Below are 26,161 nucleotides of genomic sequence, written 5' to 3'. Positions count from 1 at the left end.
TTGTGACGGTATTTTTGACAGCAGGGGCGGTATCAAAATAACCGTCACGACTGTCACATACCGTCACGTACTGTCACGGAAAGGATGGATAAGATGGGAAATGTGCAAATATCACAGGAATTATTTATGCAGTTGCTCCGCTTTCACTTAGTTGAAGATGAGAGCTGCGAAAAAGAAATTAAGCAGGGGTTAGAGAAGAAATTAGACAGGATGGTCATGCGTGACCTGTATGGAAAATTCAAGACTGCCCCGACAGAGGAAGAACGGGAACGGGCGAGAAAAGAGTATCTGGACAGACGAGGAGTGCCGGAGAGTTTTCGATGGTAATTCTTCCTTGATGATAAGAACAGGAGCGTGGCACGCCCCTGTGGACAGTAGACACGGAGAAATCTGGAAAGGAGAACCATGCAATGAGAGAAGGAAGATTAGGTTATAACTGTGAAAATGGCAGATATGGATTATTGTCAATGGACTTATGGATTGATACGGGATTTCACTGCGGAGAGTGTATGGAAGTTTTAGTGGATGACCAGTGGGTACGGACAAGAATGGAGATGAATCCTGCAATGGAATGGTATCTGGTGGGAACACCTTATTGCGGCGATCTGGAGTATGTACGGGCAAGAATACCGAAATAAATCAGATAGAAAAGTAAAGAATCGGTTTGCTGTCAGGGATAAAAAATAAGCCCGGATACGGGCAAATAAAAAGGGCGGATACGCCCAAGATGAAAAGCAAAAGCCGAAACGTGGTAGAGAAAGGTAGCACCTTATAAAGCCCTCGGCGTTTGAGAGCGAAATACACCCATCGCACAAATCAGAGATTTGTACTCAGGGTATTTCGCCCTGCCGGGAGCTATTTGTGCCGGAAACGGCAGTTAGTTCGTAAACAGGTGCCTATGCACCTACTCACAGCAAAGCAGGCGAGAGCCGGAAAGGAGAATGCTTATAGGCAGACATTCATTTATCAGACAAAACAAGCTGTCTGATGTGGCAGGAAGAATTGATTATATTTCCAATCCGAAAAGACAGGAACATCTTTATGCGACCTATGGCATACTTGAGACAGCGCATTATTATACAATGGAAAGGTGAGCTGAAATGACAGTTGCAGAGATGATAAAAAAAACTCGGACTGAAGCAAACATGACTCAAGGAGAATATGGAGCAAAATTTGGTGTTTCAAGACAGACAGTTTCCAGTTGGGAAAATGGAAGAAGTCTGCCAGATCTTCAAATGTTGATTGATATCTGTAACACCTATCATGTTTCTTTGGATAAGCTATTAAACGAGGATAAAGAGTTTGTTGAGAAAATAGATTTTTACAATAAATATAAAAAGGCAATTCGATTAGTGGGCATGTGTCTGTTGGCTGGTTTGCTTATATTTGCAATTGTATTTATTAACTGGAAAATTACAGAAAGAAATATGAATCAAGCATTTGAAATGAATGCAGAGAAATTAGGATTCGTAAAAGGAGAACTTTACGAATTAGAAAAAGACAATGTTCGGTATCGACTGCCAAACCAAAAACTCCCGTTCTTAAAGAAGGACTTTCATGTAAAAAACAGTTATGCCGATTTTATGATTGAAGATATAGAGATTAGTATTTCTATTTATGATGGAGAGGATTTTGCTATTGAATTTAATCATTTTAGAAGTATAAAAGGTTGCTTTGATAAAGATAGCAATATCGAGATCATGGAAAATACTTTGAACGAGAAAGAGAACATTTTTTATACCGAAAATAATGAGATGATAGAGGATGTGTTAAAGCAGTTATTGGAAATTCATAAAAATGTATATCGGCGTTAGTAAGATGGCGAATATAAATAAGGAATAGTAGTTGTATTTAATTTGTCTGAAGTGGTTACTGTTTTTAATTATATACTGTTGCTTTTCTAAGCAAAACCGTTTATAATCTGAATCGGAACATATTGTTATTATCCACAGTTACGGAGCGAGTGTTATCAACACCGATAACAAACTGATAACATTAGCCCATATAGGCAGGATAATATGGATAAATCAAATAATTGAAAGAAAAACGAACACGGCAACCAATAATCTCTAAACAAAATTGATTAGTAATTGTCGAGTTTGAATAGTTGACGCTGGGCTACAAAGCCCGTAACCACGGGGCTTTGCGGCTTTGGGTGTTTGAAATTGCATTATCATTGCATTTTTATATTTCTTTGTGATACATTGCAGTATGCTGATTACTGGTATAATTAGCAATACTTTGAGAAGCTGACTGGTAGCTGAGAACCCCGGTCAGCTTCTTTGCAATCTCAATATTGGTGTTTGGATACAGATGACCATAAGTTCCTAGTGTCGTCTGTATTTTTTCATGTCCAAGACGCTCTTTAATCAGCAGTGGATTTTCGCCCATGCTGATAAGCAGGGAAGCATGCGAATGTCTCAGGGCATGAATTTTGATTCTGTGAACACCAGCTAAATTTGCCAATTTCTCCAATGCTCTTGGAAGTGTTGTTTTGCTGGTGGGTGTACTGTTATAACTCAGGACGAATCCACAATTTGGTAAAACCTTTGCCTGAACCGCCTTCCATTCTTGTAATTCCTTGATGGTATCAGCATCAATATAAATGGTACGGTTGCTTGCCTGCGTCTTAGGTTCAACGAATTTGTAGTCATTCATTGTTTTATAGTACAGTGTTTTACTAATAATCAGCATACCTGTTTCAAAATCAATATCATCCCACTGTAAGGCGGCAGCCTCTCCAATACGCATTCCAGTCATAAATAAAAGCCAGAACGAGATGAAGAGATAGTGCTCGTAGTAGTCACCTTTGTACAGCAGGGATATTACCTTCTGAAACTCCTCCAAAGTCCAGAAGTCGATCTTTACTTTTTTAGATTTGATATTGCCGATCATGCGGGCAGGATTCTTCTTTGCAAGTCCGAGGATAATCGCCCGGTCAAAAGCTAAACATAACATTCCCTGAACAATGCGTACATAGTTTGGACTGAATTGTTTTGCCAACTTGAGCTGCCAGGTCTGTACATTTATCGCTTACAGTTATCATGAATCTCCTTTCCACAGACAGGGAATCAACTTGATACCTGTCTATTATTATATCAAATTTTGAGTAAAAGTTCTCTAATAAAAGCGCTATAAGCTAAAATCCCAAAAGTCTATGTTATTCTTTCAGAAGCCAGTTCCTATGCCCGTTCCGGCCACGTAAAACGGTGTTACTTTGTAACTATTAAGCTGCAGGCGTGCGAAGATGCAAACTATCTGCAGTCACCTATATCAATCTCCCGAAAGATTTCTTTTGTTTTCAAGGTACGGCGAATGGATATATTACCCATTCAATTAAGGAATAGGGGACTTTTCTTTAAGATTGAAAAATTTTGAGAAAAAATGATAAAAATAAAAGCTGCCTTGATTTGGCAGCTACGGAAATCTATTTGCGTTTTAGAGCCAGACGATTCAGCATGGAAATGAGCGCAAGCATATCCTCGTCATCGAGTTGTTTCATCAGATCAGTTGCTTTGTCAATCAGAGGAAGATTGTGCAGCTCTGAATCGAAGAACTGTTGAGGAGTGACTTCCAGATAGTCACAGATATCCAGAAAGCTCTGCATGGTAGGCAGAGAACGTCCGGAAGTGAGGGACTGGATGTAGCTTTTATTTTTGCCAAGATCCAGACTCATCTGATATTCAGATACATTTTTCTTTAAACGCAGTTCGCTGATGCGTTCTCCAATAAAGTTTTTATCCATACATTTACACCTCTCTTCCACATTTTAAACTATTTACTTACAGCAAATTACGGAATAAAATAGAGATATATTTGAAATATAGTGATTATTCCGTAATATAACCGTAATTTACTAAAATGATACAAAAAAAGAAATTATGGATGATAGAAAATGGATTTTGGGGTATGATGATAGCAAAGGAAGTGGATGTCTGTGCGGATTATAGGAAATGAGCAGGAAATTGAATGGGCGAAGGAAGCACTGCGGAATCAATGTAACGATTGTCCCTACTTGGACTGCTGTAATGAAAAGGCGAAAGAGGAGTCAAAGCAGTGTGGAACGGTTCGGTTTGGCTGCCGGGAGTATCTGAAAGAGAAGATTGAATTCGTAGTAGAAAAATAGATGTAGTATTTTGAACAAATATAAACACCATATATAGTATAAGCCTGAATTGACATGAGGAATATCTTGTGCTAGTATACTGATATAGTTTATTTTATGCACACCCTTTTTGGGGAGTTTCGGGATTCATAAGAATCTCCAAACTTACAGGAAACAGCAGGAGCTGATTCCTGGCATAAGTAGTTTATGTTTGTAGTGAGTGTCACGGTATGCCTTTTTTGGCTGCGTGGCACTTTTGTTTTTTCAGGAAGAAACCAGACTTTTAAGAATGAACAGAGAAAAGACTCTCTTTTCATTCTTTTTTTGTGCTTACATTTAGGTTTCGGCATAGTTGCATGCCACAACCAGCTTCGGCTGTTGATGGATAAATATTATTTTAAGAAAGGTGGAATAAGAACATGAATGAAGCAAGAGTGTATGCAGATGGATTTGAGAGATCCTTTGCAGAAGTAAAAGATCTGCTGGAGTTTCTGGCAGAGAGAGGAAGAAATGCCAAATGGATCAGAAAGCCAACGAATACGTTACGGCTGGCACCACTGGAAAAGGAGGCTCAAAATCTGGATGCGGCAGATGCATCCATGGAAGAAATTTTGGAGGATACAGAGAAGAATACGCAGCTTGTACTGAAAATGAGAGGAGAATCCTATCCGGTACGTGACTGTGCCATCCGCACCATTTTAAGCCGCGCAGGTGTCAATGGAGACGGGCTTCGCAAGCTGGATAAGGCAACATATGCGAAGGTAGTCAATTACTGCCTGCGGGTTGCAAAAGGGGATGCCCTGATTAAGATTGCGGACGGAAAGGTTTCCGCAGTACATGGCGGGGATAAACATGATTATTGCATCCTTGATATGAAAGCCATGTTTGAGACAACCTGCGAATATCTGAATCTGAATTTCAAAGGCAGTGTTTACATGGAGGGCTCTGGTATCTATGACCATTCCATTGTATCTGCCATGTGGAAGCTCGGAGGAAGTCAGGAACTTCTGGATACTTACCGAAAAGCACTGGATGCACACGGAATGGATGAGAAGATCCTGTCACCGGCACTTCGTTTTACCACATCTGACGTGGCAGCGAGCGGTGCAAATCTGTATCCGATGCTTTTGACAGACGGACCAAACGGCGTTATCAGTCTGGGAAGTCCAATCAAGCTGGCTCACGATAAAGGGGCAACGATTCTGGACTTCCGGAAAAATCTGGAGCAGGTATGCGCCCGCTATGTGGATGCGATGAAGAATCTTACTCAGCTTATGGACATTGAGATCCGTAATCCGGTGAACTGCCTGAAGCTGCTGATGAAGGAACTTGGCATTAAACAGAAGATCCGGAATGAGGTGGTGGAGCTATTTGTATCCCAGAACGGGGAAGGTGCCTGTACGGCACATGATCTTTATTATGCCATGAATGAAGCCTCCTTTTTTGCAGCCTGTGAAGGAATGTCCGGACAGGGCATCCTGAAGCTGGAGGAGGATATTACGAAGGCGCTTATAAAAGACTGGAAAAAATATGACGTTTATGGAGCAGTCAAATGTTAGGAGGAATTGGAATGAATAACAAAGCAGAGTATACACCGGAAAAGGTTGTGGATATCAGTAACCTGTCAAGAGAAGACTGGTTGGAATACCGCAAAAAAGGAATCGGCGGCAGTGATGTAGCGGCAATCATGGGGATCTCTCCATTTGCCACTATCCGGGATCTGTTTTACAACAAAACAGGTGTGCAGCCGGTCATTCAGGAGGAAGAGGAAAGCAACTGGGTTGCCAAGGAAGTCGGACACCGGCTGGAAGATCTGGTGGCAGAAATCTTTTCCAAAAAGACCGGACTGGAAGTATTTCCGGTACGTGTCATGTTCCGGCATCCATTATATCCGTTCATGCTTGCAGATGTGGATTTTTTTGTTCGTATGCCGGATGGGACATTTGCGATTCTGGAATGTAAAACCTGCAATTATAATGCGAAAGATAAGTGGGCTGATGAGGGTATTCCAGCTCATTATGTGCTGCAGGTAAGGCATTATCTGTCTGTGATGAATATGCAGAAAGCCTTTATCGCATGCCTGTATGGAAATAACGAGAATGAGTTTGTGTATCGCACCATTGAGCGTGATCTGATTGAGGAAGAAGACATCATTGATCAGGAAACGTATTTCTGGCAGGAACATGTATTGAAAAATGTAGTACCGCCGCATAACGGGAATTCCGATCTGGTTCTGGCAAATATCCGTAATTATGGTGGTTTTGCAGACAAATCTATTCCGGAAATTGTGCTTTCCGGTCTGGAATCAAAAAATCTTGAGAAGTATCTTACCCTTTCGGAGGAAAAGTCACAGTTGGAAAAACGGAAAAAGGAAATCGAAGCAGAACAGCGGGCAATCAGTGTTCCTTTTGTGGAACAGCTGGGGCAGGGCTGCAAGGCAGTGCTGGAGGACGGTACGAACCGTTACCGTATTACCTATAATCCGACCAGACGTACTTCGGTTGGGAAAGACCAGATGGAGAAGCTGAAAAACCAGCATCCGGATATCTATGAGGAATATACAAAAACAACGGAGAGCCGTACTTTCCGAATTAAGAAGGAGGCGGCGTAATGAGAAAACCAAATGAACGGATGCGGATAAAAAGCTGGAGGGATATAAACAATGAGGTGCAGATTTAAACATAAGATTTTCCAGAATGAGGAGAATGGGTATACGATTGCCATATTCACCACACAGGATACGTCTGTCCCCCTGTCAGCCAGAGACAAATATCTGGCATCCCGGAATATCATCGGCTTCTCAGCGATTGGATTCGGTCTTCCGCTTACAGACGAGATTGAGCTTGAGATGGAAGGCAGATGGGAGAGCGGAGAGCATGGAACTCAGTATCAGGTGGAAAATTTCATGGAGGTTGTACCACGGACAAAGGAGGGTATCTTAGGATACCTTTCTTCCGGTGCAATCAAAGGTATCGGTCCCAAGATGGCAGATACTATTTTCCGGAAGTTTGGGCTTCAGACACTGGAAATCATGGAAAACAACCCGCAGGAACTCTTGAAGATCCGTGGAATTTCCGAGAAGAAGCTGGCTGCTATTGTGGAGTCCTATGGAAAAAACCAGGTGTTCCGGGAACTGATGACGTTTCTGGCGCCTTTTAAGGTAACACCCAAAAAAGTGAATATGATTCTGAAGAAATTCGGAAATGAATCGGTGGATATTATCCGGCACCGCCCTTACATGCTGAGTGCAGTCAAAGGCTTCGGGTTTCTGACTGTGGATGCGATCGGAAGACAGTGCTGCTGTGCACTCAATGATCCCATGCGGATATCCGGGTGCATCGGACATATCATGAATCAGGCAATGAAAGAAGGACATCTGTTTAAGCAGCGTCAGGAGGTTATCAGGGAAGCACTGGAAATGCTGAACCGGGATCTGCAGGTCATGGCAGTATCGGAGCAGGATGTCAGTCAGGTGCTTTACCGGCTGGTGCTGCAAAAAAGCATTGTTGTGGAGGAAGAACGGATCTATTCTATCCGGCAGTATGAAGAAGAAACACAGACCGCTTCCATGATAGCCAGACGGCTTTTGGAGAAGCCGGTTTTGCTGTCCATTGAACCGGAGCTGGAAAAGGCACAGAAGACACTGGGGATCACGCTGTCAGAAACACAGAAACAGGCAGTGCGGATGGTGTTTGCACATCCCATCAGTATTATTACCGGAGGTCCCGGAACCGGAAAGACAACGGTTCTCAAGGTGATTCTCTATATCCATCAGGCGTTATGCAGGTCAGAGGTACAGCTTATGGCTCCGACCGGACGTGCGGCAAGACGTATGGTGGAGAGTACCGGCTGTGAAAATGCATCCACGATGCATCTGGCCCTGGGGCTTTTGGGAGATGATACGGATTTTGAACCGGATTTTGAGTACCTGTCTGCCGGATTTCTAAATGTAGATGAGGTGTCCATGGTGGACATGCATCTTGCCTATGAATTTTTCCGGCGGGTTAGCAGACATGCCAGAGTCCTTTTAGTCGGGGATAAGAACCAGCTTCCATCCGTAGGAGCCGGGGATGTGTTCCGGCAACTGATTGCCTGCGGGCTGATTCCGGTCACGGTACTGGATCTGGTTTACCGGCAGGGCGCTTTGAGCAGCATACCTTATAATGCAAAACTGATGCAGGAGAATAAGACTAATCTGAGCTTTGGGGAGGATTTTCAGTTCATTGCCTGTAAAGGAGCAGATGAAGCGGCAGAGATTGTCCGGAGGATTTATCTGGACGAGATTGCAAAAAACGGCATGGATCAGGTACAGATCCTGACTCCGTATCGGAAACGCAGTGCTGCCGGAGTGGATGAATTGAACAAATCTCTGGAGGATTTTGTAAATCCGCCAATCGCAGGGAAGAAGGAACTGCATATCGGCAGTCAGGTGTTCCGGGTTGGCGATAAGATTTTACAGAATAAAAATACCGAGATGGCGAGTAACGGCGATCTGGGCAGGATACTGGACTGTATCACGGATGAGGATGGAAATGCCAGGGCAGTGATCGGATTCCCGGATGGGCGGCAGGTGCAATATGAAGCTGACCAGATGGAAATGATCGAACATGCTAACGCAACAACCATCCATAAGGCACAGGGTTCCGAATGTCCGGTTGTCATCATCCCTTGGGTAAAAGCCTTTTATATGATGCTGAAGCGCAATATTCTCTATACCGGAGTGACCAGAGCGAAAAGCAAGGTTTATCTGGTAGGGGAATGGGCTGCAGTCTGTCAGGCAATCCATACGGATGACAGCGGGACAAGGAACACCATTCTGAGTGAGCGGATCGTACAGTATTACGATCAGTATCAGAGTGAACAGAAACCGGAAATGGAGCAGTTAAAACTTGTTGTTTAAAAATATTTTTCAATTTTTGAAATAAGCGGACTATTACTCTTATATAGGGGAACGTCTGCTTTTCTAAATGAAAGGAGCAGAGAATGAAAGAATTATTGTATAAGAAATCAGAGGCAGTTGCCGCTTTGAACCGTGTGGATGGCTTCCATCCGATGGAACTGGCAAGAAAGATTGGAGAAGAAGGGCAGGAGGAGCAGCTTTATCTGGATGTGAAATACCGGAAGCTATGGTTTCGTCTGGTCAATCCGGCAGGAAAGATCATCAGCCGGATTATCACTTTCACAGAGAACATGGCAGTTGTGGAAGCACGTATCTATCTGGATAAATGTGATCAGGAAGACAATTATGTAGCCAATTCCTTTTCGCAGAAATTCCGGAGCGATGACCCGAAGTTTGGAGACAAATTTCTGGAAATGGCAGAAACAGCAGCCGTAGGAAGGGCATTATCGGATGCCGGATATGGTGTGCAGTTTGCGGATGTGGGAGAGGAAAATGATCCTGCACAGGTAGATGCCGGAATTCCATATCAGAATCCACAGATGCCGGATTCAGGTGCCATGGAAAATGCAGCCATGCCGGATTCGGGTGTCATGCCAAATGCCCCTATGCCAACTTATGGAGAGATGCCAGGTCAGCCGGAATATGCAGGCCAGCAGATGATGAATCAGTTCTATCAGCAGGCACAGGCGGCGGGAAGCACCATTTACCATGGCAGTGGACAAATGCCTGGCTACGGTTCCGCTCCGGCTGCCTCTACGCCGCCAAAGACCGGACAGATGCTGCAGGGAGCATTACAGAATCTGGATACGTCCCTTCCGGTAGAAGAACTGATGAAACACATGAACTATGAAATGGCAGTCGGGACTGTGATTCCGGGAAAGGGAAAATACGGCGGAAAGACCATGGGACAGGTGGCAGTTGAAAGCCCGTCAACGATCCAGTGGTTTGCCGAGCAATATTCCGGACCGAACAATCTGGTTCCGGCGGCAGCAAAGGTAATTTTACAAAAAGCAATGCCGATGGCTGGTTAAGGAAGAACCCCGCAGAGAGCTTTTTTCTGCGGGGGAAAGGAGGAAGAGACCGGGATGTATTATGATATGTCTGGGTTTGATTATGGAATACTGGATGTGGTGCAGGTGCTGCATCTCAGAAAGCGGCGGGGAAACTATTATGACTGCCCGTTTTGTGGAGAGACGCATGGAAAACTGAATATCAATGTGGAAAAGAATGTATTCCGGTGCAACCGCTGTGATGCGTCCGGGGGGATGCTGAAGCTTTATGCGGATTTGCACAATGTTACACTCTCCGAAGCAAATCAGCAGATCCGGGAAGCATTAGGAAAAGGAGAATACCGGACGGATTATATCAAAGCAACGCCGGTACAGGAAGAAAAGGCAACGGCAGAGCTTGCACCCATAGAGGAAATCCACCGGACGTATCAGAGAATGCTGTCCATGCTCACGCTTAACAGGAAGCATCAGGAGGATCTGCAAAGACGAGGATTAAAACCGGAACAGATCGAAGCACAGCGTTACCGGAGTGTCCCGCTGTTTGGAATGAAGAAGCTGGTCAAAAGGCTGGCAGAAGAAGGATATATGGTGAAAGGCGTGCCGGGATTCTACCGGGATACAGACGGAAACTGGACGATTAACTTCAAAGCAGAAAACTCAGGAATCCTGATTCCCATAGTTTCTTTGGACGGGTTCATCCAGGGTTTTCAGATCCGGGTAGATCATGTGACTGACACGAAAAAATATATCTGGCTGTCCAGTGTCAATTATGACCAGGGAGTTTCCTCCGGAAGTCCGGTACATGTGATCGGTGATCTTGCCGCAGAACGTGTCTATCTGACCGAAGGAGCCTTAAAAGGGACCATAGCCCATTATCTGTCCGGCGCTACCTTTGTGTGCGTTGCCGGAGTGAACCAGTACCGGAATCTGAAACCGGTGCTGGAGCGGATGAAAGGATATGGGATGAAACAGCTTTTGGAGGCGTATGACATGGATAAGAAGATGAAAGTAGCCTGCAATAAGCATGACAGTAAGTGTGCGGTCTGTTTTGAGCGTTCCCCTGTTATCTGCCAGCATAAGGCGGAGAAACGGAGGATTATCCAGAACGGCTGCAATAAGGTCTATGAAATCTGCCGGGAGCTTTCCCTGCCGATGAACCGGATGGTCTGGGATATGGATGAGAGCGGGGAGTGGAACGGGAAACACAAGGGGATTGATGACTATTTAGCCGCCATCAAACAGAAGGAAGGAACCGGGGCACAGACTTCGGCTCTTCCGAAAGGAGAACAATCATGAGAAAAAAAGGAAATACGGTTCTTGCAGGACTCATTATCTGCCTGTTGCTTGTTTTTCTCGCAGCGGCAGGAAAACTCTTTGGTGCTTATCTGAAGTATCAGAAAGGGGACGTAAGTTACGAGAAACTGCAGGAATATGTTCAGGAACCAGAGGAAGAAGAATCACCGGAGTCTGAGAAAGAAAAGGAGGAACCTAAGAATAGGTATCTAGAAATTGATTTTGCAGGTTTAAAAGCGGTTAATCCGGATGTCATAGCGTGGATTCAGATTCCGGCACTGGATATTAGTTATCCGGTGGTACAGGGGAAAGATAATGCATATTATCTTCATCACCTTTTTTCGGGAGAATCCAATATCAACGGGAGCATCTTTGTGGACTGCCATAATCAGCCGGTCTTTACGGATCAGAATACGATCGTGTACGGGCATAATATGAAAAACGGGAGCATGTTCGGAACTCTGGATAAGTACCAAGACAAAGAGCTATTTGAACAACATCCGGAGTTTTATCTCTATTTGCCGGACAAGATCCTCAAGTATCGTATCTTTTCCTGCTATGCGGGAAGAACCGGAAGTGAGGGATATAGGTATCATTTCCCGGAAGCGGAAGATTTTCAGACGTTTCTGGATACGGTGTCTTCTTATAGGGATTATGATACCGGCACCGAGCTGTCGGCAACGGATCGGATAGTTACGCTGTCTACCTGTGTCAATTCCAGACGGAATTATCGCTATCTGGTACATGGAAAATTAAGCAGTGAGATCATCACAGAGGAATAAAAGAATCGTGCTGGTGTGAGAAGAAATTTCTTATGCCAGCTTTTATTATGGGAGGAAATGTAATGGGAACAGCATTGGTTATGGAACATGCAAACGCACTGGCACAGATGATAGTCAGTGAAAAGGACAAGTTATTTGATGAAAGAGTGGAGGCTCTTGTAAAACTTTATAGAAGGGCGGAATTTTATCTGAAGCAGGGATTTCTGGAGAGCATCGTCTGCGAGTTCCATCGGAAGAAAGTGGAAATGATTATGCAGGCGGAAACAAAAGGAGAGATTACGGAAATACTGAAGTTATCAAAACCGCATTTTGACGGGAAAAAATTTGTCTATACCTCTCCGTATGCTGTGGAAGAGGAAGAGCTTCTCCTTTGGTCTCTGACATCACTGCAAGGTCCACTCCGGGATGAAGGGTATCGAAGATATCGGGAATTATTTGAGAAGTGCCTGCCGGAATTGGTGGAAAAGCTTTCAGCATAGGACAATGACAGAACAAAAGAAAAAAGATACTAAGCATTTTTGAGAATGGTTGGTATCTTTTTTTCTTAGACAAACTGTTATTTGTTACTTAGGAACCGACCGTTAATATCCCCAAGTCATTAATTTCCACGTTCCGCCTTCGCTACGCGCCAACCACCATGACCATGTGTATTCTTCATTAGCGTTCCACGCTCCACCTCCATTTTTAGGTGACCTGAAACTACTATCAAACGAAATACATTGTGTGAAACTCTCTTTATTGTCATTTGCTTCCTCCAATTCATTCATCCAGGCAATATTATCCTCATTATTGCACGCATCATCAGATGTATAAGATAGGCTGTGCAATTCACACCCCTCAAAAGAACTAAATTGTTTCTTTATAACATCAATAGCTTCATCCATGTCATCTTTTGTGTATATAGATGATGTCCCATAATCAATAACTAAATTTTTTGTATTTCCTTTTCCACAACCAGCTAAAGATATAACAAATAAAAGACAAAGAACCATTGCTATCAATCTTTTCATAATCACTACCTCTTCAAATTCATATTTTTTTGCTCTGTCATTCATCCTGAACAACTGGAACTGTTAGTCGTTATCTTTCGTTCTGCGTTCCATTACAAACTGCTCTAAATTTATTCTGTGATTATACTTTATGGATGCATCCTTATCCTTAGAGAGTATAATATCATTCATATCAATTCCATTTAATGCAGCAATCGCAATAGTGTAGTGTACCACATCGGCTAATTCGTTACCTAATTGGGTTTGTAAATCCTCTTGACCAACAGATTTTCTACCTGCCTTTTTATTTAGTACTTCTGCCACTTCACCTATTTCTTCTACGAGTTTCATAAACAGGCTTTGGTCAATCCCACCATTTTTATAATGGTCGAATAAGTATTCTTGCAGTTCCTCTATTGTAATTTTCACAGTATCTTTTCCTCCGCAAATTCATATTTGATAATATGTTCATTATACTGTGTTTTACCAATGATATCAACGATATGGAAGTATACAGGAAGAAAAATTATGGAAATAGTTTTTAAAAAGTTGCACTTTAAGTATCTCCTACGTACAGAATAAGTATCAAGTACAAAGGAGTGAATGTAGCATGATAAAAAAATTAAGAGTAGCCGTGGATCACGGGAACCGGAACATGAAAACCTGTAATTTTGTATTTACCACTGGACTGACAGAACAGGACAAAAAGCCTGCCAGGGGAGAGAAGTATCTGAAATATCAGGGAAAGTATTATACCCTTAGTGAGAAGCGGATTCCGTACCAGAGAGACAAGACGCAGGACAGCCGGAACCGATTCTGGATTCTGACCTTATTTGCCATTGCAATGGAGCTGGAGCAGAAAAGCCAGATTCAGCCGGAGGATGTCATTCAGGTGGAACTTCCGATTGGGCTTCCGCCGAAGCATTTTGCAGAGCTTTGTGAGAGATATGAACGCTATTTCAAAGGGGACGGGAAGGTGCAGGAACTGTGCTTCAACGATAAAGTCTATCACCTCTGTATACAGAATGTAATGGCGTTTCCGCAGGATTATGCAGCCATGATGACGAGGATGATGGAAATCCGTGAGATTCCGAAAGTCGTAGGGATTGATATTGGCGGATTTACTTCTGATTATCTTCTGATGAGAAGTGGCAGACCGGATATGGATTATTGTGATTCTCTGGAAAAAGGTGTGATTACCATGTATAACGATATCATTTCCAGTATTAACAGTGAATATGACATGCTTCTGGAGGAGGCAGATATCGACAGTATCATCAAGGGAAAAACGCAGTATTATGAGGAAGCTGTTGTACAGGCAGTAGAAACCATGGTTCAGAATTTTGTTACCGATCTTCTGAACAGCATCCGAGAGCGGGGCATTGATACAAAATCTACTTATACGGTGTTTATCGGCGGCGGAGCAGTGCTTCTGGAACGATTTCTGGAGCAGGCAGACCGGTTGGGAAAACATACCTTTATCCGGGATATGAAAGCAAATGCCGATGGATATGATCTTTTGTATCGCATGACACAGGCTGGAGTGTGATTTTATGGGAAAGAAAAATCCGTTTGTATTCACTATTGGTTTTGATAAGTCGGATCCAGATCACGTGTATGTGACAGAACTTCTGAATACGACAGAGAAAAAAGCAAAACTGATCGTTGCGGCAATTCTGGCATATACGGGAAGAACGGATGAGACAGGTAATGGCAGTATAAGCATGGAACCGGATATGCTCCGGCCAATGATGCAGCAAATCATCCGGGAAGAAGTAAGAAAGGTATTGGAAGGGCAGGACGTTTCTAAGATAAATAGAGAAATGCCCACAGAAGTTGATTTGATGGAAGAAGAACCGCTGCGGATGGATCAGACTATGAGACAGAATGTAGTGGATGCTATCAGTGCATTTCGCAGGGCATAAAAAAGCAGGAGAGATACACATGCTTATGGCAGTGTACTCTCCTGTTCTTTGTATCAGAATGGGAATAGACAGAAAACTCACAGACTATTCACAGATTACTCACAGATTGTCTTTGTATAATGTGTAGATGATGAAGGATACGGGAGAGCCTTAACTTAGGTTCTTGAATCCATCCAGAAGTCCACGCAGTGTAGAAAGGGCAAGCTGTTTCTGCTCCTCCGGGCAGGAATTTAGTTCTGCCATGATTTGCTGCATGGTAGAATCCGGGTTCGTTTTCTGGTTAGAAAATATAGCATCTATGGAAATATGTAAGTAAGTTGCCAAGGCATAAAGTGTTTCCAACTGTGGATTGCCAATATAGTTTTCAATATCAGAGACAGTCCGTAAAGAAATCTTTGCCTGTTCCGCAAGGCTGTTTTGCGAAAGATTGCGGCGGAGACGTTCTTCCCTGACTGCATCTCCCAATAATTTTTTCACCATCTATATCACCTCACTTAATGCATATATTTTATCGTAGATTAACACTATACGAAATGCGTTAAAGTGCGTTATGATAAGCAGGATAACACATGCACAAATAGAGAAACATGGAAGTAAGTACGACAGACATGAATGGACAGCATAAGATAAAAGCCAAAGAGGAACTGAATCTGTTAAAAAAATCTTATCCATACAATGTGTCGGAGAGAAGTTAGAATATGCAGTATATGAGATACTATCATCGCATATCCTACACAATTACATAGAAAGAGAAGTATCGGCTGGACTACGAATAGAGTGGTCCAGCCTTTCTTTTTTTCGAAAAAATGAAGGCAGTGTCACGTTTTGTTGCCGCTCACCGCCATCCTCGGAATTTTTTGGAACGTGATAAAAAATTTCGGAGGATAAAACAAATGAACAAAAAAACATATACAGGATCAAAGATACAAAATCACTTTACAGCATATCTGATACAGTTTGTCCGTGGAAAACGACATGATTATCTGGAGAAGAAAATCCAGATGGCTGATGCAGAAGAACTGTTGGAGGATATTGGACAGATGGAGGCAAGAATTGTAATCGAAGAATTGCTGGAGAACCAAACGAGGGAGCAGCTTTTATTGCAGGAGGCACAGGGGAAATATCCAGAATGGAATAAGATGTCAGATGAAAGACTGATGAAAGCGCTTCATACGCTGCGGGATGAAGAACGGAAGCTGATTTACCAGCATGTGTTTGAAGAACGTACTTTTGAGGAAATGAGCAGGCTAAACGGGTTATCAGAGGAGCGATGCAAGGGTATTTATTATTATGCAATCCGGAAGATCCGCAAGGTGATGGGAGGTGAAAACTAATGAATTTTGAACGATTACTTTTAAAGGCAAAAGAAGGAAATGCAGATGCGGTACTGAAGATTTTAGAGATATATAAGCCGCTTTTAATTAAGAATGCGATTGTGAATGGCAGATTTGATGAAGATCTGTATCAGGAACTGGTAAGTACATTGCTTCAGTGTATCCAGAGATTCCAGATAATTGAGTAAGTTATCTTAAACAAAGGCTGCAATCACTCTCAGGGGAGTAACATCCTCTGGGAGTGATTGTTTTTTGAAGGGTGATATTGCCTCAGTTCGAAGCGGCAGACGGTGTTGATCTATTATGTTGCCTGATGCTTTAATGCTCTTTTGTTGTTGCCAGTTCTTTATGAAGATGTAGAGCCATAAACACAGTAACAATAGCAGAAATTACATCGGCAATCGGTTGTGCATATAGTATTCCATTTATGCCCCAGAATGATGGGAGCAACAGAATGATCGGAACAAAGCAAATACCTTGTCGGCAAGCCCCAAGAACGAATCCGGCGGTGCCTTTTCCAAGTGCAAGAAACAGAGAAGAATACACTGTGTAAAATCCAAATACGAAGAAGGAAAATCCATTTGCCATTAGCGATTTTTGACCTACAGAAATCATCTCTGTATTGCCTTCTGTAAATTGCGAAATAATCTGTGTGGAAAATAGGGCTATTGTCAATCCCACAACTACACAAAATATTGTTGACCATAAGATAGAAGTTTTAATTGCTTCCCTGAGCCGATCAAACTTTTTGGCACCATAGCTAAAGCCGGCAATTGGTTGGAAACCTTTTAAGAAGCCGAACACAACCAGAGTTCCCATTGAAGTGATTCTTGTAACAGCGCCCATTCCGGCGATAACAGCATCTCCATAGATATTAGCTTCCCGGTTTATGAATGCGATAGAAAGGCTTGTAAGAAGCTGGAAAGTCAATGTGGGTATACCGATTTTCAGAATTTCAGTTATGATCTGCTTAGAAGGACAAAATTCCTTAATGGAAAATGTAAAAGCGCTTTTTTTCTGTAATGCATAAATTAAATATACAAGAGTAGAAGCCATTTGAGAAATTGCTGTAGCGATTGCCGCACCAGCAACCCCCATGTCGAGAGTATAGATGAAAATAGGATCTAAACCAATATTCAATACAGCTCCTAATAATAATGCACACATAGTTGTTTTTGCGGCGCCTTCACTTGCAACGATATTGTTCATCGTTACATTAAATACATTGAAAATACATGAAATAACATAGATTCTTCCATAAGAAAGGGCGTATGGCATAATCGTGTCTGTTGCACCTAACATGGTTAAAATAGGTTTCAAAAAAATTGCAGTTCCGATAATAATAACTGCGCCAATACAAACACTGCTGTATAATGCAGTACTGGCGACTTTACTTGCAGCTTCCCTATCTCCTCGCCCTAAAAGTCTTGATAAGTAGGAGGCGGCACCATTGCCAAACATCAGACCTAAACCAACAACTACTTGTCCTAAAGGAAACGCAATGGAAATTGCACCCATTTGACTCTCGCCAAGTCCTCCTATGAAATAAGCATCCACCAAATTGTAGAGAGCGTTAATAAGCATACCAATCATTATCGGTATACCAAGAGCCATTAGTGCTTGGGGAACAGGTGCATTTCCTAATAAATCCATTTTGTTGTTATTCTTGTTCATTTCAAATACTCCTTTCAATTAAGAATATAAATTATAGTAGTATAAATTATAGTATACTACGTGAGAGAATACTACTATAATTTATAGTAGTTGTCAAGCGTGTATCCTGCAATTTCCTTGACAAGAGGTATAAAATCAAATACTATAAATTACAGTATATATAACCGTAAGTATTTTATAGCTTTCGTGGATATAGAAAGTGGGTGAACTATGGCTACAATAGATTTAATTGTGTTAGGAATATTGAAAAAGGAACCGATGGGAGCCTATGATATTCAAAAATTAGTGGAATATCGTAATATATCAAAATGGGTAAAAATCAGTACACCATCCATTTACAAAAAAGCAATTCAGTTGGAGGAAAAAGGCTTCATTAAAGGAGAAATTGTGAAAGAAGGTAAGATGCCTGAAAAAGCAGTTTATTCATTAACAGATGAAGGCGAAAAAGAATTTGTAAAGCTTATGATGGAAACAGCCTCTAAACCCATTCACTTTTTTTTAGATTTTAATGCAGTAATTGTAAATTTGGATAAGTTACCGCCTGAAAGTCAACAATCATGTATTGCCAGTATTGAGGAAAATATTGAAATATTAAAAACTTATCTGGAGGAAAATCTTCGAGAGAAAGAGAATGATCCGGAAATCCCTAAGACTGGTATGGCAGTATTGCAACAGCAGATAGTTTTGGCGGATGCTATTGAAAAATGGATTATTTCTCTAAAAAAAGACTTTTGATGAAGAAGTCACTAGCTGATTTCTTATTAGGTCTGCAGGATTGGGAAGAAACAGGGATGGATGCCGACCTATGTTCCGGCTTTGTAGCCAGAACATAGAAATTTTCTTAGTGGGGAATCTCCCTCAAACCCGGTGCTCCTTATATCCTGCAGATTAAACTTCAAATTTATACCCATATCCAACTACTGTTTTTATGTAATTCTTGTCGCTGGAATACTTTTTTATCTTCTTGCGTATTTGAAAAATAGTGTTTTCCACGGCGTGGAAATAACCATTTGCTTTTTCATGCCAAACTGCTTCATAAATCTGTTGTTTAGTAAAAGCCATCCCTGGATTAGAATATAGCATATAAAGTACATCAAATTCTTTTACAGAAAAGTTAATGTCTTTTCGTACTATTAAGCCGTAGGTCGTAAAGGTCTGCGACTTTAACTTTACCCGGAAAGGAGCTGCCACATATATAGGCAGTGCTGTAATTTTAACAGTAACGGTCACCAATCTATGGGGATGGCTTGTATATCCGGCTGAAATGCTAAAAAATCAGTGGTTCTTATTTATCACTTCACTCTGCCCCGGTAATTATGTGTTTGCCGTTTCTGGCTCTTGCAGCTATTGCGATTCTACTGGTCTATTACCAGACTATTTGCAGGTAAAGCATTGCTCTGGTTTTGAATTTGAGTTTTGGCAGTCTAATAATAGCATTTTAGATTAGCTGTGATAAGGTGAAACAGATTAGGAGGAAAGTAAATTGCATTACAAAGACAAAAACCTACAGATAGATATTCGCTGTCATACTGTTTTTATGAATGATCAAAAGATTGAATTGAGTCTGAAAGAATTTACGGTACTAAAATATCTAACAGAACATCCTGGCTGGGTATTCTCTCACGAGGAGATTTATCGTAATGTCTGGAAGGAAGAACCGATTGACTGTGCTAATGCGGTTATGTGCTGCATTAGCCAGCTTCGTAAAAAGTTAAAAGTAGATTCACGGAACTGGAATTACATCCGCACCGTCCGAGGTGTGGGCTATAAGTTTCAACCACTCTCAGGGGAGTAACATCCTCTGGGAGTTTTTTGTCATATTTGTTGCACTTTTCGGCTCTGGTACGTACAGAAATAGAAAAGAAACATATCCCAAAATGTATACATTTTAGAAGTACGTTCCGGAAAGAGGGATTATATTTCAAAAAGGTTACACACACAGTTTTGAAATATACCAATAAAAGTGTGGATATTTTGGGACATGGAAAGGAGAAATGTGGATGCAGATATATGGATATCACCGTACCAGTACAAAGGAGCAGCATCTTGACCGTGGCATACAGGAAATTGAGCGGTACTGTAACGAGCATGAGATGGCACTTACGAATATTTTTACGGATCAGGAGACAGGGAAGAATTTTAATCGTCCGAGATATACCGTTTTAGTGGAGGATGTCCTGCGGCCGGGAGATATTTTGATTGTTACAGAATTGGACAGACTGGGAAGAAACAAGTATGACACCATGCAACAGATCCAGCGGATTAAGAACATGGGAGTGCGGCTTATGGTTCTGGAACTGCCGACTACGCTTATGGATTTATCTGTGATGGATAATGCGATGGCAAGGATGATGCTGGAAACAATCAATAACATGATGCTGGAGCTTTATGCTTCTATGGCGCAGGCAGAGCTGGAGAAAAAGGAGAAGCGACAGCGGGAAGGGATAGAAGCGAAGAAATTGCGGGGCGAATGGGATGATTATGGAAGACCAAGTGTGATGAAGCAGGAAACTTTTGATGAGAACTTTCAAAGCGTAGTTTCTGGAGAAACGACACCTACACAGCTTCGTAAAAATTTGGGAATGACGCACTCAACTTTTTATCGCTATCGAAAAACTTTTTATGAAAAATACCCGGAACTTTCAAATTCTGCAAATTAAAGTCCTATTACTTATATAGACCAAAGAATTTCAGGAGGAAAGAAATATGAGTGAAAAGAGAATAGGTACTTTAATTTATGATCCATCAATGGGAAGATTTGATATCCGGTTTGGGATTGAATCTTATTATGGAGGTCTTCATTGCGGAGAATGTTTTGATGTGAAGGTAAAGGATGCATGGATTCCGGTTCGGATTGAAATGGATGAAGACTGGTATCTGGTAGGGCTTCCTAAGACGAGTCTCAGTGGACTGACGGTTCGAATGTAGGAGGAGCATATGATGGAAGCTAAAAAGAAATATGAAAAGCCGGCATTCCGATTGGTGACAGATTTGGGGAGTATTTTGGAATGTCTGTATGAGGTATATGGAACGGATGGAACGATGTTGATTGCTGGGAACAAGTTATCGGATACGGTAATCTATCCGTTTATCCGCATGATTAAAAAGAAATGCAAAGCAGTGGATGCGGAAAAGCTGAATCTGATGCTCTGGAAGATTTATATGGTAAGTTCGAGAAAAGAAGAATTTGTGACGGCTGCTAAGAAAGAGCTGCAGCCTTATTTGACCAAGAAAGATGAAAAACAGATTGACACCACATATGACACCACATATACTATAGATAGGAGGCATTAAAGATGTCGAAATGGGATAAACTATTGACAAGAATTTGCTCATTATCGAAAGACCTTCGTTTTGATGAACTAAGAAAAGTATTAGAAAGTTATGGATATGAGATAAATGCTCCGAGAAGTGGGAGCAGCCATTATACATTCCGTAAAGCGGGATGCCAGCCGATAACAATACCGAAACACGAACCAATCAAGAAAATTTATGTTGAAATGGTAAAGCAGATTGTAGAAAGTGAGGCGAAAAACGATGAAGACACTGAATGATTATTTGGCAATGTCCTATCGCATGGAAATTGTGGAAGATAAGGATGAAGGTGGATTTGTGGTTTCTTATCCGGAACTGCCGGGATGCATCACCTGTGGAGAGACGATAGAAAGGGCAGTTGAAAATGCAGCGGATGCAAAAAAAGCATGGTTAGAAGCTGCACTGGAAGAAGGGATTGAGATTCACGAACCGGGAAGCCTGGAAGAGTATTCGGGACAGTTTAAAATAAGGATGCCACGCAGCTTACACCGGGATCTGGCGGAACACTCAAAAAAAGAAGGCATCAGTATGAATCAATACTGTATATATCTTCTTTCAAAGAATGATGCGCTGTTAGTAAAATAAATATACAAGAATATAGATGAAAAGAGCCGTCCGGATGGGCGGCTCGAAGTATTCTTTCTTTGATTAAAAATGATATTGTTCTAGCAGATAGATAGGAAGTGTTTGTACGTTTCCAACGGTTCCGCCTTTGGTATCACCTTTCAGATATAGTAGTTTATTGGCCTTCCCCTGTTCCAATGCCTTCAAGGCAGTAGATGCAGTTCCCTTACCGGCTTTAACTTCAATCAGATAGCGGATGTGAGTTTTCAATGTCTGAGCTACAAAATCAATTTCACCACCTTTATAAGTAGCAAAAGCCGGTGTCTCAAAGATAATTTCTTCCGGGAATTCCTGGCGTTTGGACAAGTTAATGTAAACATAGTTTTCGTTCAATGAGCCATCCATAGTTGATACAGTAGCACCAGTTCTGGAGAGATAATAATATGCAACTCCAAGATCCATGAAGAAGCAGCGGCTTCCCGGTTTGAAATTCAAGATGTCCAGTTCTGTGATTTTGCCACAGAAACCGATGATTCCAGAATGGTAAAGCCAGTTGATAGCACGATAGCAGGTTGCTTTAGAAAGATTACTGGAGTAATTCTTTGTAACGAGCTTTTGCAGTTCTTCACTTATACTGTCCTCATCTAATCCTTTCTTTTCACGAAGCAGAATACGGCAGATGCTTAAAAAGATGTTGGTAAAAACACTAATATCTGTGATGTCATCAAAGTACCGCATAGATTCGTTTAAGAAAATGCGGATGATTCTAACAAGCTCTTTTTGAGCTGCTTCCACGTCTTTTGTGTTAAGGTATGTTTCCACAACCTTTGGATAGCCGCCAATCTGTCTATAGATGTCGTAAACATTCTTTAATTCGTCATATAGTTCCGGTACGGTGTCATCTGCATGATCCAGTGGAAGTGATAGATACTTCTGAAAAAGCTGGTCATCCAATGCTTCCAAAAACTCTTTAAAGGAAAGGGTATAAATACGGATACTGGTAATATCTCCACTGGAGAATTTGAATTCCGGTTCCAGTACACGTCCCAGATAACTTCCAGTTACAATGAAATGCGCTTGAAAATAGCGGGTAAATTCTCGGATACGGTTGAATATCTCTGAGGATTCCTGAATTTCATCAATAATGATGACTGTATCGTTGGTATCTTCAAAATCCGGATCGAAGAGTTTAAAAGCATCGTGAAGCGGCTGCTCCGGTCGTTTTGTACCGGGAGTCCAGTCTGTGGCTTTTTTGTAACATTCCATAAATTGTTTGCCGGACAAATCAAACAGGTTAATGTAGATCTTGTGCCTGAAGTTCTCATCCGCAAATTTATTGATAATATATGTTTTTCCGACCTGTCTGGCACCATTCACTTCCAAGGTGCTGTGGACGGTATCGTTTTTCCAATCCAGAAGCTGATCGTAAACTTTTCTTTTCAGATACATGGGAAATGCTCCTTTCTTTCAACTGTTCCTATTATATCAAAATATGAATGGATAATATAGAGGGTAATTTCTGATAAATGATGAATTGTCTAGTCTGAGCAGTTCTTCACGGGTATTCCGGTTTCTGTCATTACTTTTTCGTACTGAAGAAGCTGTTCCCAGGTCAGCCATTCCGGTTTCTGATCTGTGGGAAAACCATTCCATAATTCTTTCATACGGGCAATATGGTTTTGAACGCTATGATTGCATAGGATAGACGGACTGCGATTTCCGTAGCCCAGATAGTATTCACAGTCAGACTGTAATTTACTTAACATCCGGTACTCGAATTCATAGGAACTTCTTTGATACGGAGCCGGATGAAATGTGTACTCCTGCTGTATGGGATGGGAAGGTTCTCCATCAATATGGTTAAAAGATAAAGAATAAAGATTCGGTTCAGGCTCTTTGCCAAGGTCAATATCCTTCCACAACTTTCCGAATTGGTCCTTATATACCGGACAGGAAAAATCATCCATGCCAGTATACTCAAGCACTAATTTTGTTTTTGCATTTTCATTCATTCTATTAGACCATCCTTTCCTTTATTGCAGACATTGAGGTATATTATTGGGCGCTGTTTCTGCATTCCACTGCAGCTTCGCACGTACATCCATCAGGATGATTCCTAACTGGTTTTCTCCGCAGTTATTGACTTTGCCCCAGAAATAGTCACCCCAGTTGTTTCCTTCAATAAGTGTGGACTCTCCGGTTGCAAGAAGTTTATCCCGGAGTTCCGGGTTCTGCATGAATTTGCACATGCAGATTTCATACATGAGCCGGACTTTCACTTTTTCCCAGTCCGGGCGTAATGTAAGATCTCTGCCGAGTTTCTTTGCATCAGAAGGATTATGCATCCGAAAAATACAGAATTTGCGTTGCTCTCTCGCAGAGAGTGTTTTCTGCGCTTGAAAAGCAGCTTCATTATTTGCATAGGTTTGTCCCATGTAAGAGACCGGTGCCGGATAGAAATTGCTTAGAAAAGCATAATCTCCCCGAAATTCATTGATCTGTGTAGGTATGCGCTTGCTTGTATTTGTTTGATTCATTATAAATTCCTCCTTTGTAAAAGAGGTGCGGCCTTTCAGCCACACCTCAAAATAATTCTCATCTATTGCAGAGATGGTTATGCAATCATCTCCAAAAATTCAGCTTCTGTAAGAATTGGAATACCAAGGCTCTGGGCTTTTGCCAGTTTGCTGCCGGCTTTTTCCCCGCAGATCAGGTAATCGGTTTTCTTTGTTACAGAGCTGCCAGGTTTGGCACCAAGCTCCAGAATCTTATCGTTGATACCGTCTCTGGTAAAATGCTCCAGTTTCCCTGTTGCTACGATGGTACATCCTGTAAATTTGTTTTCTTTTGTCATAATGGTCTCTTCCTTTCTTTGTTCAAATGTGAATTCGTTCTGTAAGTTTTTCCATAAATCAAGATTTGCTTCATCTGCAAACCAGGAATGGATGTTGTGATTTAAGATTTCGCCAAAATCCTCTAACTGAGTGAAGTCGTAATCTCCGACAGCCGCCTGTTCAAATGCAGTTAAATTTCCGGAAAATACGGTGTCCAGAATCCGGCTTTTGGTTCTGCCGATCATAGGAATATCCATGGAAACCAGATAGCGGACAAAGCTGGTCCTCCGGCTGGCGTTGATGGATTCCCACAAGCGGTCGAAAGATTTCTCACCATATCCGTCCAGTGCCACAATATCTTCCCGGTGTTCCTCCAGATGATAGATGTCCTGAAAAGAGTGCAGATAGCCCAGATTCAGGAATTTTTCTAAAGTGGCTTCTGACAGTCCTTCGATGTTCATTGCCTTCTTGCTGGCAAAATGGACAAACCTTCTTGTGATCTGGCTGTCGCACTGCGGATTATCACAATGCAGAGTTTCTACGGTGCGACCGTCGCTGGTCTTACGGCTGTAGGTTCTGGTTTTGGAACCACAGCAAGGGCAGACCGGAGGCGTGATGTCGGTATACCTTCCACGATCCAGATTATCCTCTATATGTGGGATGATCATGTTTCGTTTGGAAACAAGAATCCGGCATCCGGGTACAAGCTCCAGATTTTTGATAAAGGTCAGATTATGAAGGGAAGCTCTGGAAACATCACAGCCGTCAATCTCCACGGTATCGAAGATGCCGACCGGAGCAATCTCTCCGAATCTGGTCGGTGTCCATTCAATTTCACGCAAGAAAGTTTCGTAGGTATCATCCTCAAACTTATAGGCGAGGCCGTCCTTATAGTGGTGTCCGGTTTTTCCGCAGCTTTTGGAGTAGCTGAGACTGTCAAAAATCATGACAATGCCATCGATAGGAAGATGTAAATTTGCTGCTGTGGATACCAATTCCTGAATGAATTTCTCCGCATATTCTTTTGAAAGTCCGGTTCCTGAAATTGAGAAAAACGGGCAGTAACCAAAGCCCAGGTGTGTTAAACCTTCTAATTTGCAGGCTCTGCTGTCCGGGAAGGGAACATCCTCCATTCCTTCTAATACATTGAACGGAAGAAAGCGAGCATTGATATTTCTGAATTGGTTATCTAATAATATTTGTGTAATGAGAATGAAAATCTAATTCTTTCAAGTTTAACTAAGACATTCCCGGAGCAAATGCTCATGGCATTGAAGCGGATACAAACACTATTGTTTGATAGAAATAAGAGAGGTTATTTATAATAAAATGAGCCGCCAGAACTGTAGGGGTGATGCAGTGGTATGCTCCCCGTCAAGAGGACAATAAAAAATAATAAATTTTTGTATCGTCAGCCATGCTATGGCTGGCGATAT

Annotated in this window: 32 protein-coding genes and 2 pseudogenes; 23 read left to right on the top strand and 11 right to left on the bottom strand. The window is 41.9% G+C overall.

Annotated elements, in window-relative coordinates:
* Positions 1–93: 93 nt before the first annotated feature.
* The 4 genes from GT508_RS09590 to GT508_RS09580 all read left to right on the top strand — a co-directional run bounded on the left by GT508_RS09590 (position 94) and on the right by GT508_RS09580 (position 1,814).
* On the top strand, positions 94–327 hold the full coding sequence (locus GT508_RS09590) for a complexin-2 (RefSeq protein ID WP_173018017.1): 234 nt from the start codon (positions 94–96) through the stop codon (positions 325–327).
* Between the two features lie 83 nt (positions 328–410).
* Positions 411–638, top strand: coding sequence for a DUF5348 domain-containing protein (locus GT508_RS09585; RefSeq protein WP_064786715.1), 228 nt, complete (start codon positions 411–413; stop codon positions 636–638).
* A gap of 303 nt (positions 639–941) precedes the next feature.
* Positions 942–1,094 carry a hypothetical protein gene (locus GT508_RS14450; protein ID WP_192934807.1) on the top strand — a complete coding sequence of 51 codons (153 nt, stop codon included), beginning with the start codon at positions 942–944 and terminating at the stop codon, positions 1,092–1,094.
* 6 nt (positions 1,095–1,100) lie between these two features.
* Positions 1,101–1,814 carry a helix-turn-helix domain-containing protein gene (locus tag GT508_RS09580; RefSeq protein WP_003864626.1) on the top strand — a complete coding sequence of 238 codons (714 nt, stop codon included), beginning with the start codon at positions 1,101–1,103 and terminating at the stop codon, positions 1,812–1,814.
* Positions 1,815–2,184: 370 nt separating this feature from the next.
* Here the strand turns inward: GT508_RS09580 and GT508_RS09575 are convergent.
* Both GT508_RS09575 and GT508_RS09570 read right to left on the bottom strand, forming a co-directional pair.
* Positions 2,185–3,027 (bottom strand): annotated as a pseudogene (locus tag GT508_RS09575) (site-specific integrase); the annotation flags it as partial.
* Between the two features lie 400 nt (positions 3,028–3,427).
* The gene (locus tag GT508_RS09570) at positions 3,428–3,745 is read right to left on the bottom strand and encodes a helix-turn-helix domain-containing protein (RefSeq protein ID WP_005333350.1); all 318 of its coding nucleotides are present in this window, start codon (positions 3,743–3,745) and stop codon (positions 3,428–3,430) included.
* A gap of 192 nt (positions 3,746–3,937) precedes the next feature.
* On the opposite strand from GT508_RS09570, the gene GT508_RS09565 reads away from it, so the two are divergent.
* The 8 genes from GT508_RS09565 to GT508_RS09525 all read left to right on the top strand — a co-directional run bounded on the left by GT508_RS09565 (position 3,938) and on the right by GT508_RS09525 (position 12,569).
* Positions 3,938–4,126, top strand: a complete 189-nt coding sequence (locus tag GT508_RS09565; protein WP_425458801.1) for a 2-ketoisovalerate ferredoxin oxidoreductase — start codon at positions 3,938–3,940, stop codon at positions 4,124–4,126.
* A 398-nt stretch (positions 4,127–4,524) separates the two neighbouring features.
* Positions 4,525–5,664, top strand: a complete 1,140-nt coding sequence (locus tag GT508_RS09555; RefSeq protein WP_005333353.1) for a hypothetical protein — start codon at positions 4,525–4,527, stop codon at positions 5,662–5,664.
* Positions 5,658–6,716 (top strand): YqaJ viral recombinase family nuclease, encoded by a 1,059-nt coding sequence (locus tag GT508_RS09550; protein WP_005333354.1) that lies wholly within the window; start codon positions 5,658–5,660, stop codon positions 6,714–6,716. Before GT508_RS09555 ends, GT508_RS09550 begins: the two co-directional genes overlap by 7 nt.
* Positions 6,717–6,767: 51 nt before the next feature.
* Positions 6,768–9,005 (top strand): SF1B family DNA helicase RecD2, encoded by a 2,238-nt coding sequence (gene recD2 / locus GT508_RS09545; RefSeq protein ID WP_005333356.1) that lies wholly within the window; start codon positions 6,768–6,770, stop codon positions 9,003–9,005.
* An 83-nt stretch (positions 9,006–9,088) separates the two neighbouring features.
* Positions 9,089–10,036, top strand: coding sequence for a hypothetical protein (locus GT508_RS09540; RefSeq protein WP_005333375.1), 948 nt, complete (start codon positions 9,089–9,091; stop codon positions 10,034–10,036).
* Positions 10,037–10,090: 54 nt separating this feature from the next.
* Positions 10,091–11,311, top strand: coding sequence for a CHC2 zinc finger domain-containing protein (locus tag GT508_RS09535; RefSeq protein ID WP_005333381.1), 1,221 nt, complete (start codon positions 10,091–10,093; stop codon positions 11,309–11,311).
* On the top strand, positions 11,308–12,090 hold the full coding sequence (gene srtB, locus GT508_RS09530) for a class B sortase (protein ID WP_161144118.1): 783 nt from the start codon (positions 11,308–11,310) through the stop codon (positions 12,088–12,090). Before GT508_RS09535 ends, srtB begins: the two co-directional genes overlap by 4 nt.
* A 32-nt stretch (positions 12,091–12,122) precedes the next feature.
* On the top strand, positions 12,123–12,569 hold the full coding sequence (locus tag GT508_RS09525; RefSeq protein WP_008373995.1) for a hypothetical protein: 447 nt from the start codon (positions 12,123–12,125) through the stop codon (positions 12,567–12,569).
* A 102-nt stretch (positions 12,570–12,671) separates the two neighbouring features.
* Here the strand turns inward: GT508_RS09525 and GT508_RS09520 are convergent, their stop codons facing one another.
* Both GT508_RS09520 and GT508_RS09515 read right to left on the bottom strand, forming a co-directional pair.
* Positions 12,672–13,100: a hypothetical protein gene (locus tag GT508_RS09520; RefSeq protein WP_021865125.1), complete on the bottom strand. Its 429-nt coding sequence runs from the start codon at positions 13,098–13,100 to the stop codon at positions 12,672–12,674.
* 63 nt (positions 13,101–13,163) lie between these two features.
* Positions 13,164–13,508 carry a MazG nucleotide pyrophosphohydrolase domain-containing protein gene (locus GT508_RS09515; RefSeq protein WP_008373991.1) on the bottom strand — a complete coding sequence of 115 codons (345 nt, stop codon included), beginning with the start codon at positions 13,506–13,508 and terminating at the stop codon, positions 13,164–13,166.
* A gap of 181 nt (positions 13,509–13,689) precedes the next feature.
* Between GT508_RS09515 and GT508_RS09510 the strand changes: the two genes are divergently transcribed.
* Both GT508_RS09510 and GT508_RS09505 read left to right on the top strand, forming a co-directional pair.
* On the top strand, positions 13,690–14,628 hold the full coding sequence (locus GT508_RS09510; RefSeq protein WP_070097296.1) for a ParM/StbA family protein: 939 nt from the start codon (positions 13,690–13,692) through the stop codon (positions 14,626–14,628).
* A 4-nt stretch (positions 14,629–14,632) separates the two neighbouring features.
* A complete protein-coding gene (locus GT508_RS09505; RefSeq protein ID WP_005333400.1) occupies positions 14,633–15,004 on the top strand; it encodes a hypothetical protein in 372 nt (123 codons plus the stop codon).
* 150 nt (positions 15,005–15,154) lie between these two features.
* Here the strand turns inward: GT508_RS09505 and GT508_RS09500 are convergent, their stop codons facing one another.
* Entirely contained in the window at positions 15,155–15,484 is a 330-nt protein-coding gene (locus GT508_RS09500; protein ID WP_005333402.1) for a helix-turn-helix transcriptional regulator, read from the bottom strand.
* Between the two features lie 413 nt (positions 15,485–15,897).
* Between GT508_RS09500 and GT508_RS09495 the strand changes: the two genes are divergently transcribed.
* Together GT508_RS09495 and GT508_RS09490 are read left to right on the top strand one after the other, a co-directional pair.
* Positions 15,898–16,338 carry a sigma factor-like helix-turn-helix DNA-binding protein gene (locus GT508_RS09495; protein WP_023921559.1) on the top strand — a complete coding sequence of 147 codons (441 nt, stop codon included), beginning with the start codon at positions 15,898–15,900 and terminating at the stop codon, positions 16,336–16,338.
* Positions 16,338–16,526: a helix-turn-helix domain-containing protein gene (locus GT508_RS09490; RefSeq protein WP_005333406.1), complete on the top strand. Its 189-nt coding sequence runs from the start codon at positions 16,338–16,340 to the stop codon at positions 16,524–16,526. Before GT508_RS09495 ends, GT508_RS09490 begins: the two co-directional genes overlap by 1 nt.
* Positions 16,527–16,656: 130 nt before the next feature.
* On the opposite strand, the gene GT508_RS09485 is transcribed toward GT508_RS09490, so the two are convergent.
* Positions 16,657–18,012: an MATE family efflux transporter gene (locus GT508_RS09485; RefSeq protein WP_005333407.1), complete on the bottom strand. Its 1,356-nt coding sequence runs from the start codon at positions 18,010–18,012 to the stop codon at positions 16,657–16,659.
* A gap of 210 nt (positions 18,013–18,222) precedes the next feature.
* Between GT508_RS09485 and GT508_RS09480 the strand changes: the two genes are divergently transcribed.
* Positions 18,223–18,747, top strand: coding sequence for a PadR family transcriptional regulator (locus GT508_RS09480; RefSeq protein ID WP_005333410.1), 525 nt, complete (start codon positions 18,223–18,225; stop codon positions 18,745–18,747).
* A gap of 153 nt (positions 18,748–18,900) precedes the next feature.
* On the opposite strand, the gene GT508_RS15065 is transcribed toward GT508_RS09480, so the two are convergent.
* Positions 18,901–19,203, bottom strand: coding sequence for a winged helix-turn-helix domain-containing protein (locus tag GT508_RS15065; RefSeq protein ID WP_226861513.1), 303 nt, complete (start codon positions 19,201–19,203; stop codon positions 18,901–18,903).
* Between the two features lie 292 nt (positions 19,204–19,495).
* Between GT508_RS15065 and GT508_RS09470 the strand changes: the two genes are divergently transcribed.
* The 6 genes from GT508_RS09470 to GT508_RS09445 all read left to right on the top strand — a co-directional run bounded on the left by GT508_RS09470 (position 19,496) and on the right by GT508_RS09445 (position 21,912).
* Complete coding sequence (locus GT508_RS09470; protein ID WP_023921561.1) at positions 19,496–19,807, top strand: winged helix-turn-helix domain-containing protein; 312 nt, start codon at positions 19,496–19,498, stop codon at positions 19,805–19,807.
* 205 nt (positions 19,808–20,012) lie between these two features.
* Positions 20,013–20,672: a recombinase family protein gene (locus GT508_RS09465; protein ID WP_040015506.1), complete on the top strand. Its 660-nt coding sequence runs from the start codon at positions 20,013–20,015 to the stop codon at positions 20,670–20,672.
* Positions 20,673–20,718: 46 nt separating this feature from the next.
* Entirely contained in the window at positions 20,719–20,940 is a 222-nt protein-coding gene (locus GT508_RS09460) for a DUF5348 domain-containing protein (RefSeq protein ID WP_005333419.1), read from the top strand.
* 9 nt (positions 20,941–20,949) lie between these two features.
* Positions 20,950–21,306 carry a hypothetical protein gene (locus tag GT508_RS09455; protein WP_005333420.1) on the top strand — a complete coding sequence of 119 codons (357 nt, stop codon included), beginning with the start codon at positions 20,950–20,952 and terminating at the stop codon, positions 21,304–21,306.
* Between the two features lie 2 nt (positions 21,307–21,308).
* Positions 21,309–21,566 carry a type II toxin-antitoxin system HicA family toxin gene (locus tag GT508_RS09450; RefSeq protein WP_005333422.1) on the top strand — a complete coding sequence of 86 codons (258 nt, stop codon included), beginning with the start codon at positions 21,309–21,311 and terminating at the stop codon, positions 21,564–21,566.
* Complete coding sequence (locus tag GT508_RS09445) at positions 21,550–21,912, top strand: type II toxin-antitoxin system HicB family antitoxin (RefSeq protein ID WP_005333424.1); 363 nt, start codon at positions 21,550–21,552, stop codon at positions 21,910–21,912. The genes GT508_RS09450 and GT508_RS09445 overlap by 17 nt, the downstream gene beginning before the upstream one ends.
* A gap of 63 nt (positions 21,913–21,975) precedes the next feature.
* On the opposite strand, the gene GT508_RS09440 is transcribed toward GT508_RS09445, so the two are convergent.
* From GT508_RS09440 to GT508_RS09425, 4 genes and pseudogenes are all read right to left on the bottom strand, one after another.
* The gene (locus GT508_RS09440; RefSeq protein ID WP_005333425.1) at positions 21,976–23,340 is read right to left on the bottom strand and encodes an ATP-binding protein; all 1,365 of its coding nucleotides are present in this window, start codon (positions 23,338–23,340) and stop codon (positions 21,976–21,978) included.
* A gap of 89 nt (positions 23,341–23,429) precedes the next feature.
* Complete coding sequence (locus tag GT508_RS09435; RefSeq protein WP_005333427.1) at positions 23,430–23,903, bottom strand: LPD11 domain-containing protein; 474 nt, start codon at positions 23,901–23,903, stop codon at positions 23,430–23,432.
* A gap of 21 nt (positions 23,904–23,924) precedes the next feature.
* Entirely contained in the window at positions 23,925–24,428 is a 504-nt protein-coding gene (locus GT508_RS09430; RefSeq protein WP_023921566.1) for an NADAR family protein, read from the bottom strand.
* A gap of 77 nt (positions 24,429–24,505) precedes the next feature.
* Positions 24,506–25,702 (bottom strand): annotated as a pseudogene (locus GT508_RS09425) (BRCT domain-containing protein); the annotation flags it as partial.
* Between the last annotated feature and the right edge of the window lie 459 nt (positions 25,703–26,161).

Source organism: Dorea sp. BIOML-A1, assembly GCF_009875615.1.
GTDB lineage: Bacteria > Bacillota > Clostridia > Lachnospirales > Lachnospiraceae > Dorea_A > Dorea_A amylophila.
The sequence above is the reverse complement of the archived record's forward strand: the minus strand, read 5'-3'. Positions and strand labels throughout refer to the sequence as shown.

Bases quoted from the DNA above. Each gene is read 5' to 3' on its own strand.
- GT508_RS09555 (WP_005333353.1), top strand. From the start codon at position 4,525: ATGAATGAAGCAAGAGTGTATGCAGATGGATTTGAGAGATCCTTTGCA.
- GT508_RS09535 (WP_005333381.1), top strand. From the start codon at position 10,091: ATGTATTATGATATGTCTGGGTTTGATTATGGAATACTGGATGTGGTG.
- GT508_RS09510 (WP_070097296.1), top strand. From the start codon at position 13,690: ATGATAAAAAAATTAAGAGTAGCCGTGGATCACGGGAACCGGAACATG.
- GT508_RS09440 (WP_005333425.1), bottom strand. From the start codon at position 23,340: ATGTATCTGAAAAGAAAAGTTTACGATCAGCTTCTGGATTGGAAAAAC.
- GT508_RS09485 (WP_005333407.1), bottom strand. From the start codon at position 18,012: ATGAACAAGAATAACAACAAAATGGATTTATTAGGAAATGCACCTGTT.
- GT508_RS09520 (WP_021865125.1), bottom strand. From the start codon at position 13,100: ATGAAAAGATTGATAGCAATGGTTCTTTGTCTTTTATTTGTTATATCT.
- GT508_RS09455 (WP_005333420.1), top strand. From the start codon at position 20,950: ATGATGGAAGCTAAAAAGAAATATGAAAAGCCGGCATTCCGATTGGTG.
- GT508_RS09465 (WP_040015506.1), top strand. From the start codon at position 20,013: ATGCAGATATATGGATATCACCGTACCAGTACAAAGGAGCAGCATCTT.
- GT508_RS09495 (WP_023921559.1), top strand. From the start codon at position 15,898: ATGAACAAAAAAACATATACAGGATCAAAGATACAAAATCACTTTACA.
- GT508_RS09540 (WP_005333375.1), top strand. From the start codon at position 9,089: ATGAAAGAATTATTGTATAAGAAATCAGAGGCAGTTGCCGCTTTGAAC.
- GT508_RS09430 (WP_023921566.1), bottom strand. From the start codon at position 24,428: ATGAATCAAACAAATACAAGCAAGCGCATACCTACACAGATCAATGAA.
- GT508_RS09580 (WP_003864626.1), top strand. From the start codon at position 1,101: ATGACAGTTGCAGAGATGATAAAAAAAACTCGGACTGAAGCAAACATG.
- GT508_RS09490 (WP_005333406.1), top strand. From the start codon at position 16,338: ATGAATTTTGAACGATTACTTTTAAAGGCAAAAGAAGGAAATGCAGAT.
- srtB (WP_161144118.1), top strand. From the start codon at position 11,308: ATGAGAAAAAAAGGAAATACGGTTCTTGCAGGACTCATTATCTGCCTG.
- GT508_RS09500 (WP_005333402.1), bottom strand. From the start codon at position 15,484: ATGGTGAAAAAATTATTGGGAGATGCAGTCAGGGAAGAACGTCTCCGC.
- GT508_RS09570 (WP_005333350.1), bottom strand. From the start codon at position 3,745: ATGGATAAAAACTTTATTGGAGAACGCATCAGCGAACTGCGTTTAAAG.
- GT508_RS09550 (WP_005333354.1), top strand. From the start codon at position 5,658: ATGTTAGGAGGAATTGGAATGAATAACAAAGCAGAGTATACACCGGAA.
- GT508_RS09590 (WP_173018017.1), top strand. From the start codon at position 94: ATGGGAAATGTGCAAATATCACAGGAATTATTTATGCAGTTGCTCCGC.
- GT508_RS09460 (WP_005333419.1), top strand. From the start codon at position 20,719: ATGAGTGAAAAGAGAATAGGTACTTTAATTTATGATCCATCAATGGGA.
- GT508_RS09445 (WP_005333424.1), top strand. From the start codon at position 21,550: ATGAAGACACTGAATGATTATTTGGCAATGTCCTATCGCATGGAAATT.
- GT508_RS09585 (WP_064786715.1), top strand. From the start codon at position 411: ATGAGAGAAGGAAGATTAGGTTATAACTGTGAAAATGGCAGATATGGA.
- GT508_RS09480 (WP_005333410.1), top strand. From the start codon at position 18,223: ATGGCTACAATAGATTTAATTGTGTTAGGAATATTGAAAAAGGAACCG.
- GT508_RS09450 (WP_005333422.1), top strand. From the start codon at position 21,309: ATGTCGAAATGGGATAAACTATTGACAAGAATTTGCTCATTATCGAAA.
- GT508_RS09505 (WP_005333400.1), top strand. From the start codon at position 14,633: ATGGGAAAGAAAAATCCGTTTGTATTCACTATTGGTTTTGATAAGTCG.
- GT508_RS09435 (WP_005333427.1), bottom strand. From the start codon at position 23,903: ATGAATGAAAATGCAAAAACAAAATTAGTGCTTGAGTATACTGGCATG.
- GT508_RS09525 (WP_008373995.1), top strand. From the start codon at position 12,123: ATGCCAGCTTTTATTATGGGAGGAAATGTAATGGGAACAGCATTGGTT.
- GT508_RS14450 (WP_192934807.1), top strand. From the start codon at position 942: ATGCTTATAGGCAGACATTCATTTATCAGACAAAACAAGCTGTCTGAT.
- recD2 (WP_005333356.1), top strand. From the start codon at position 6,768: ATGAGGTGCAGATTTAAACATAAGATTTTCCAGAATGAGGAGAATGGG.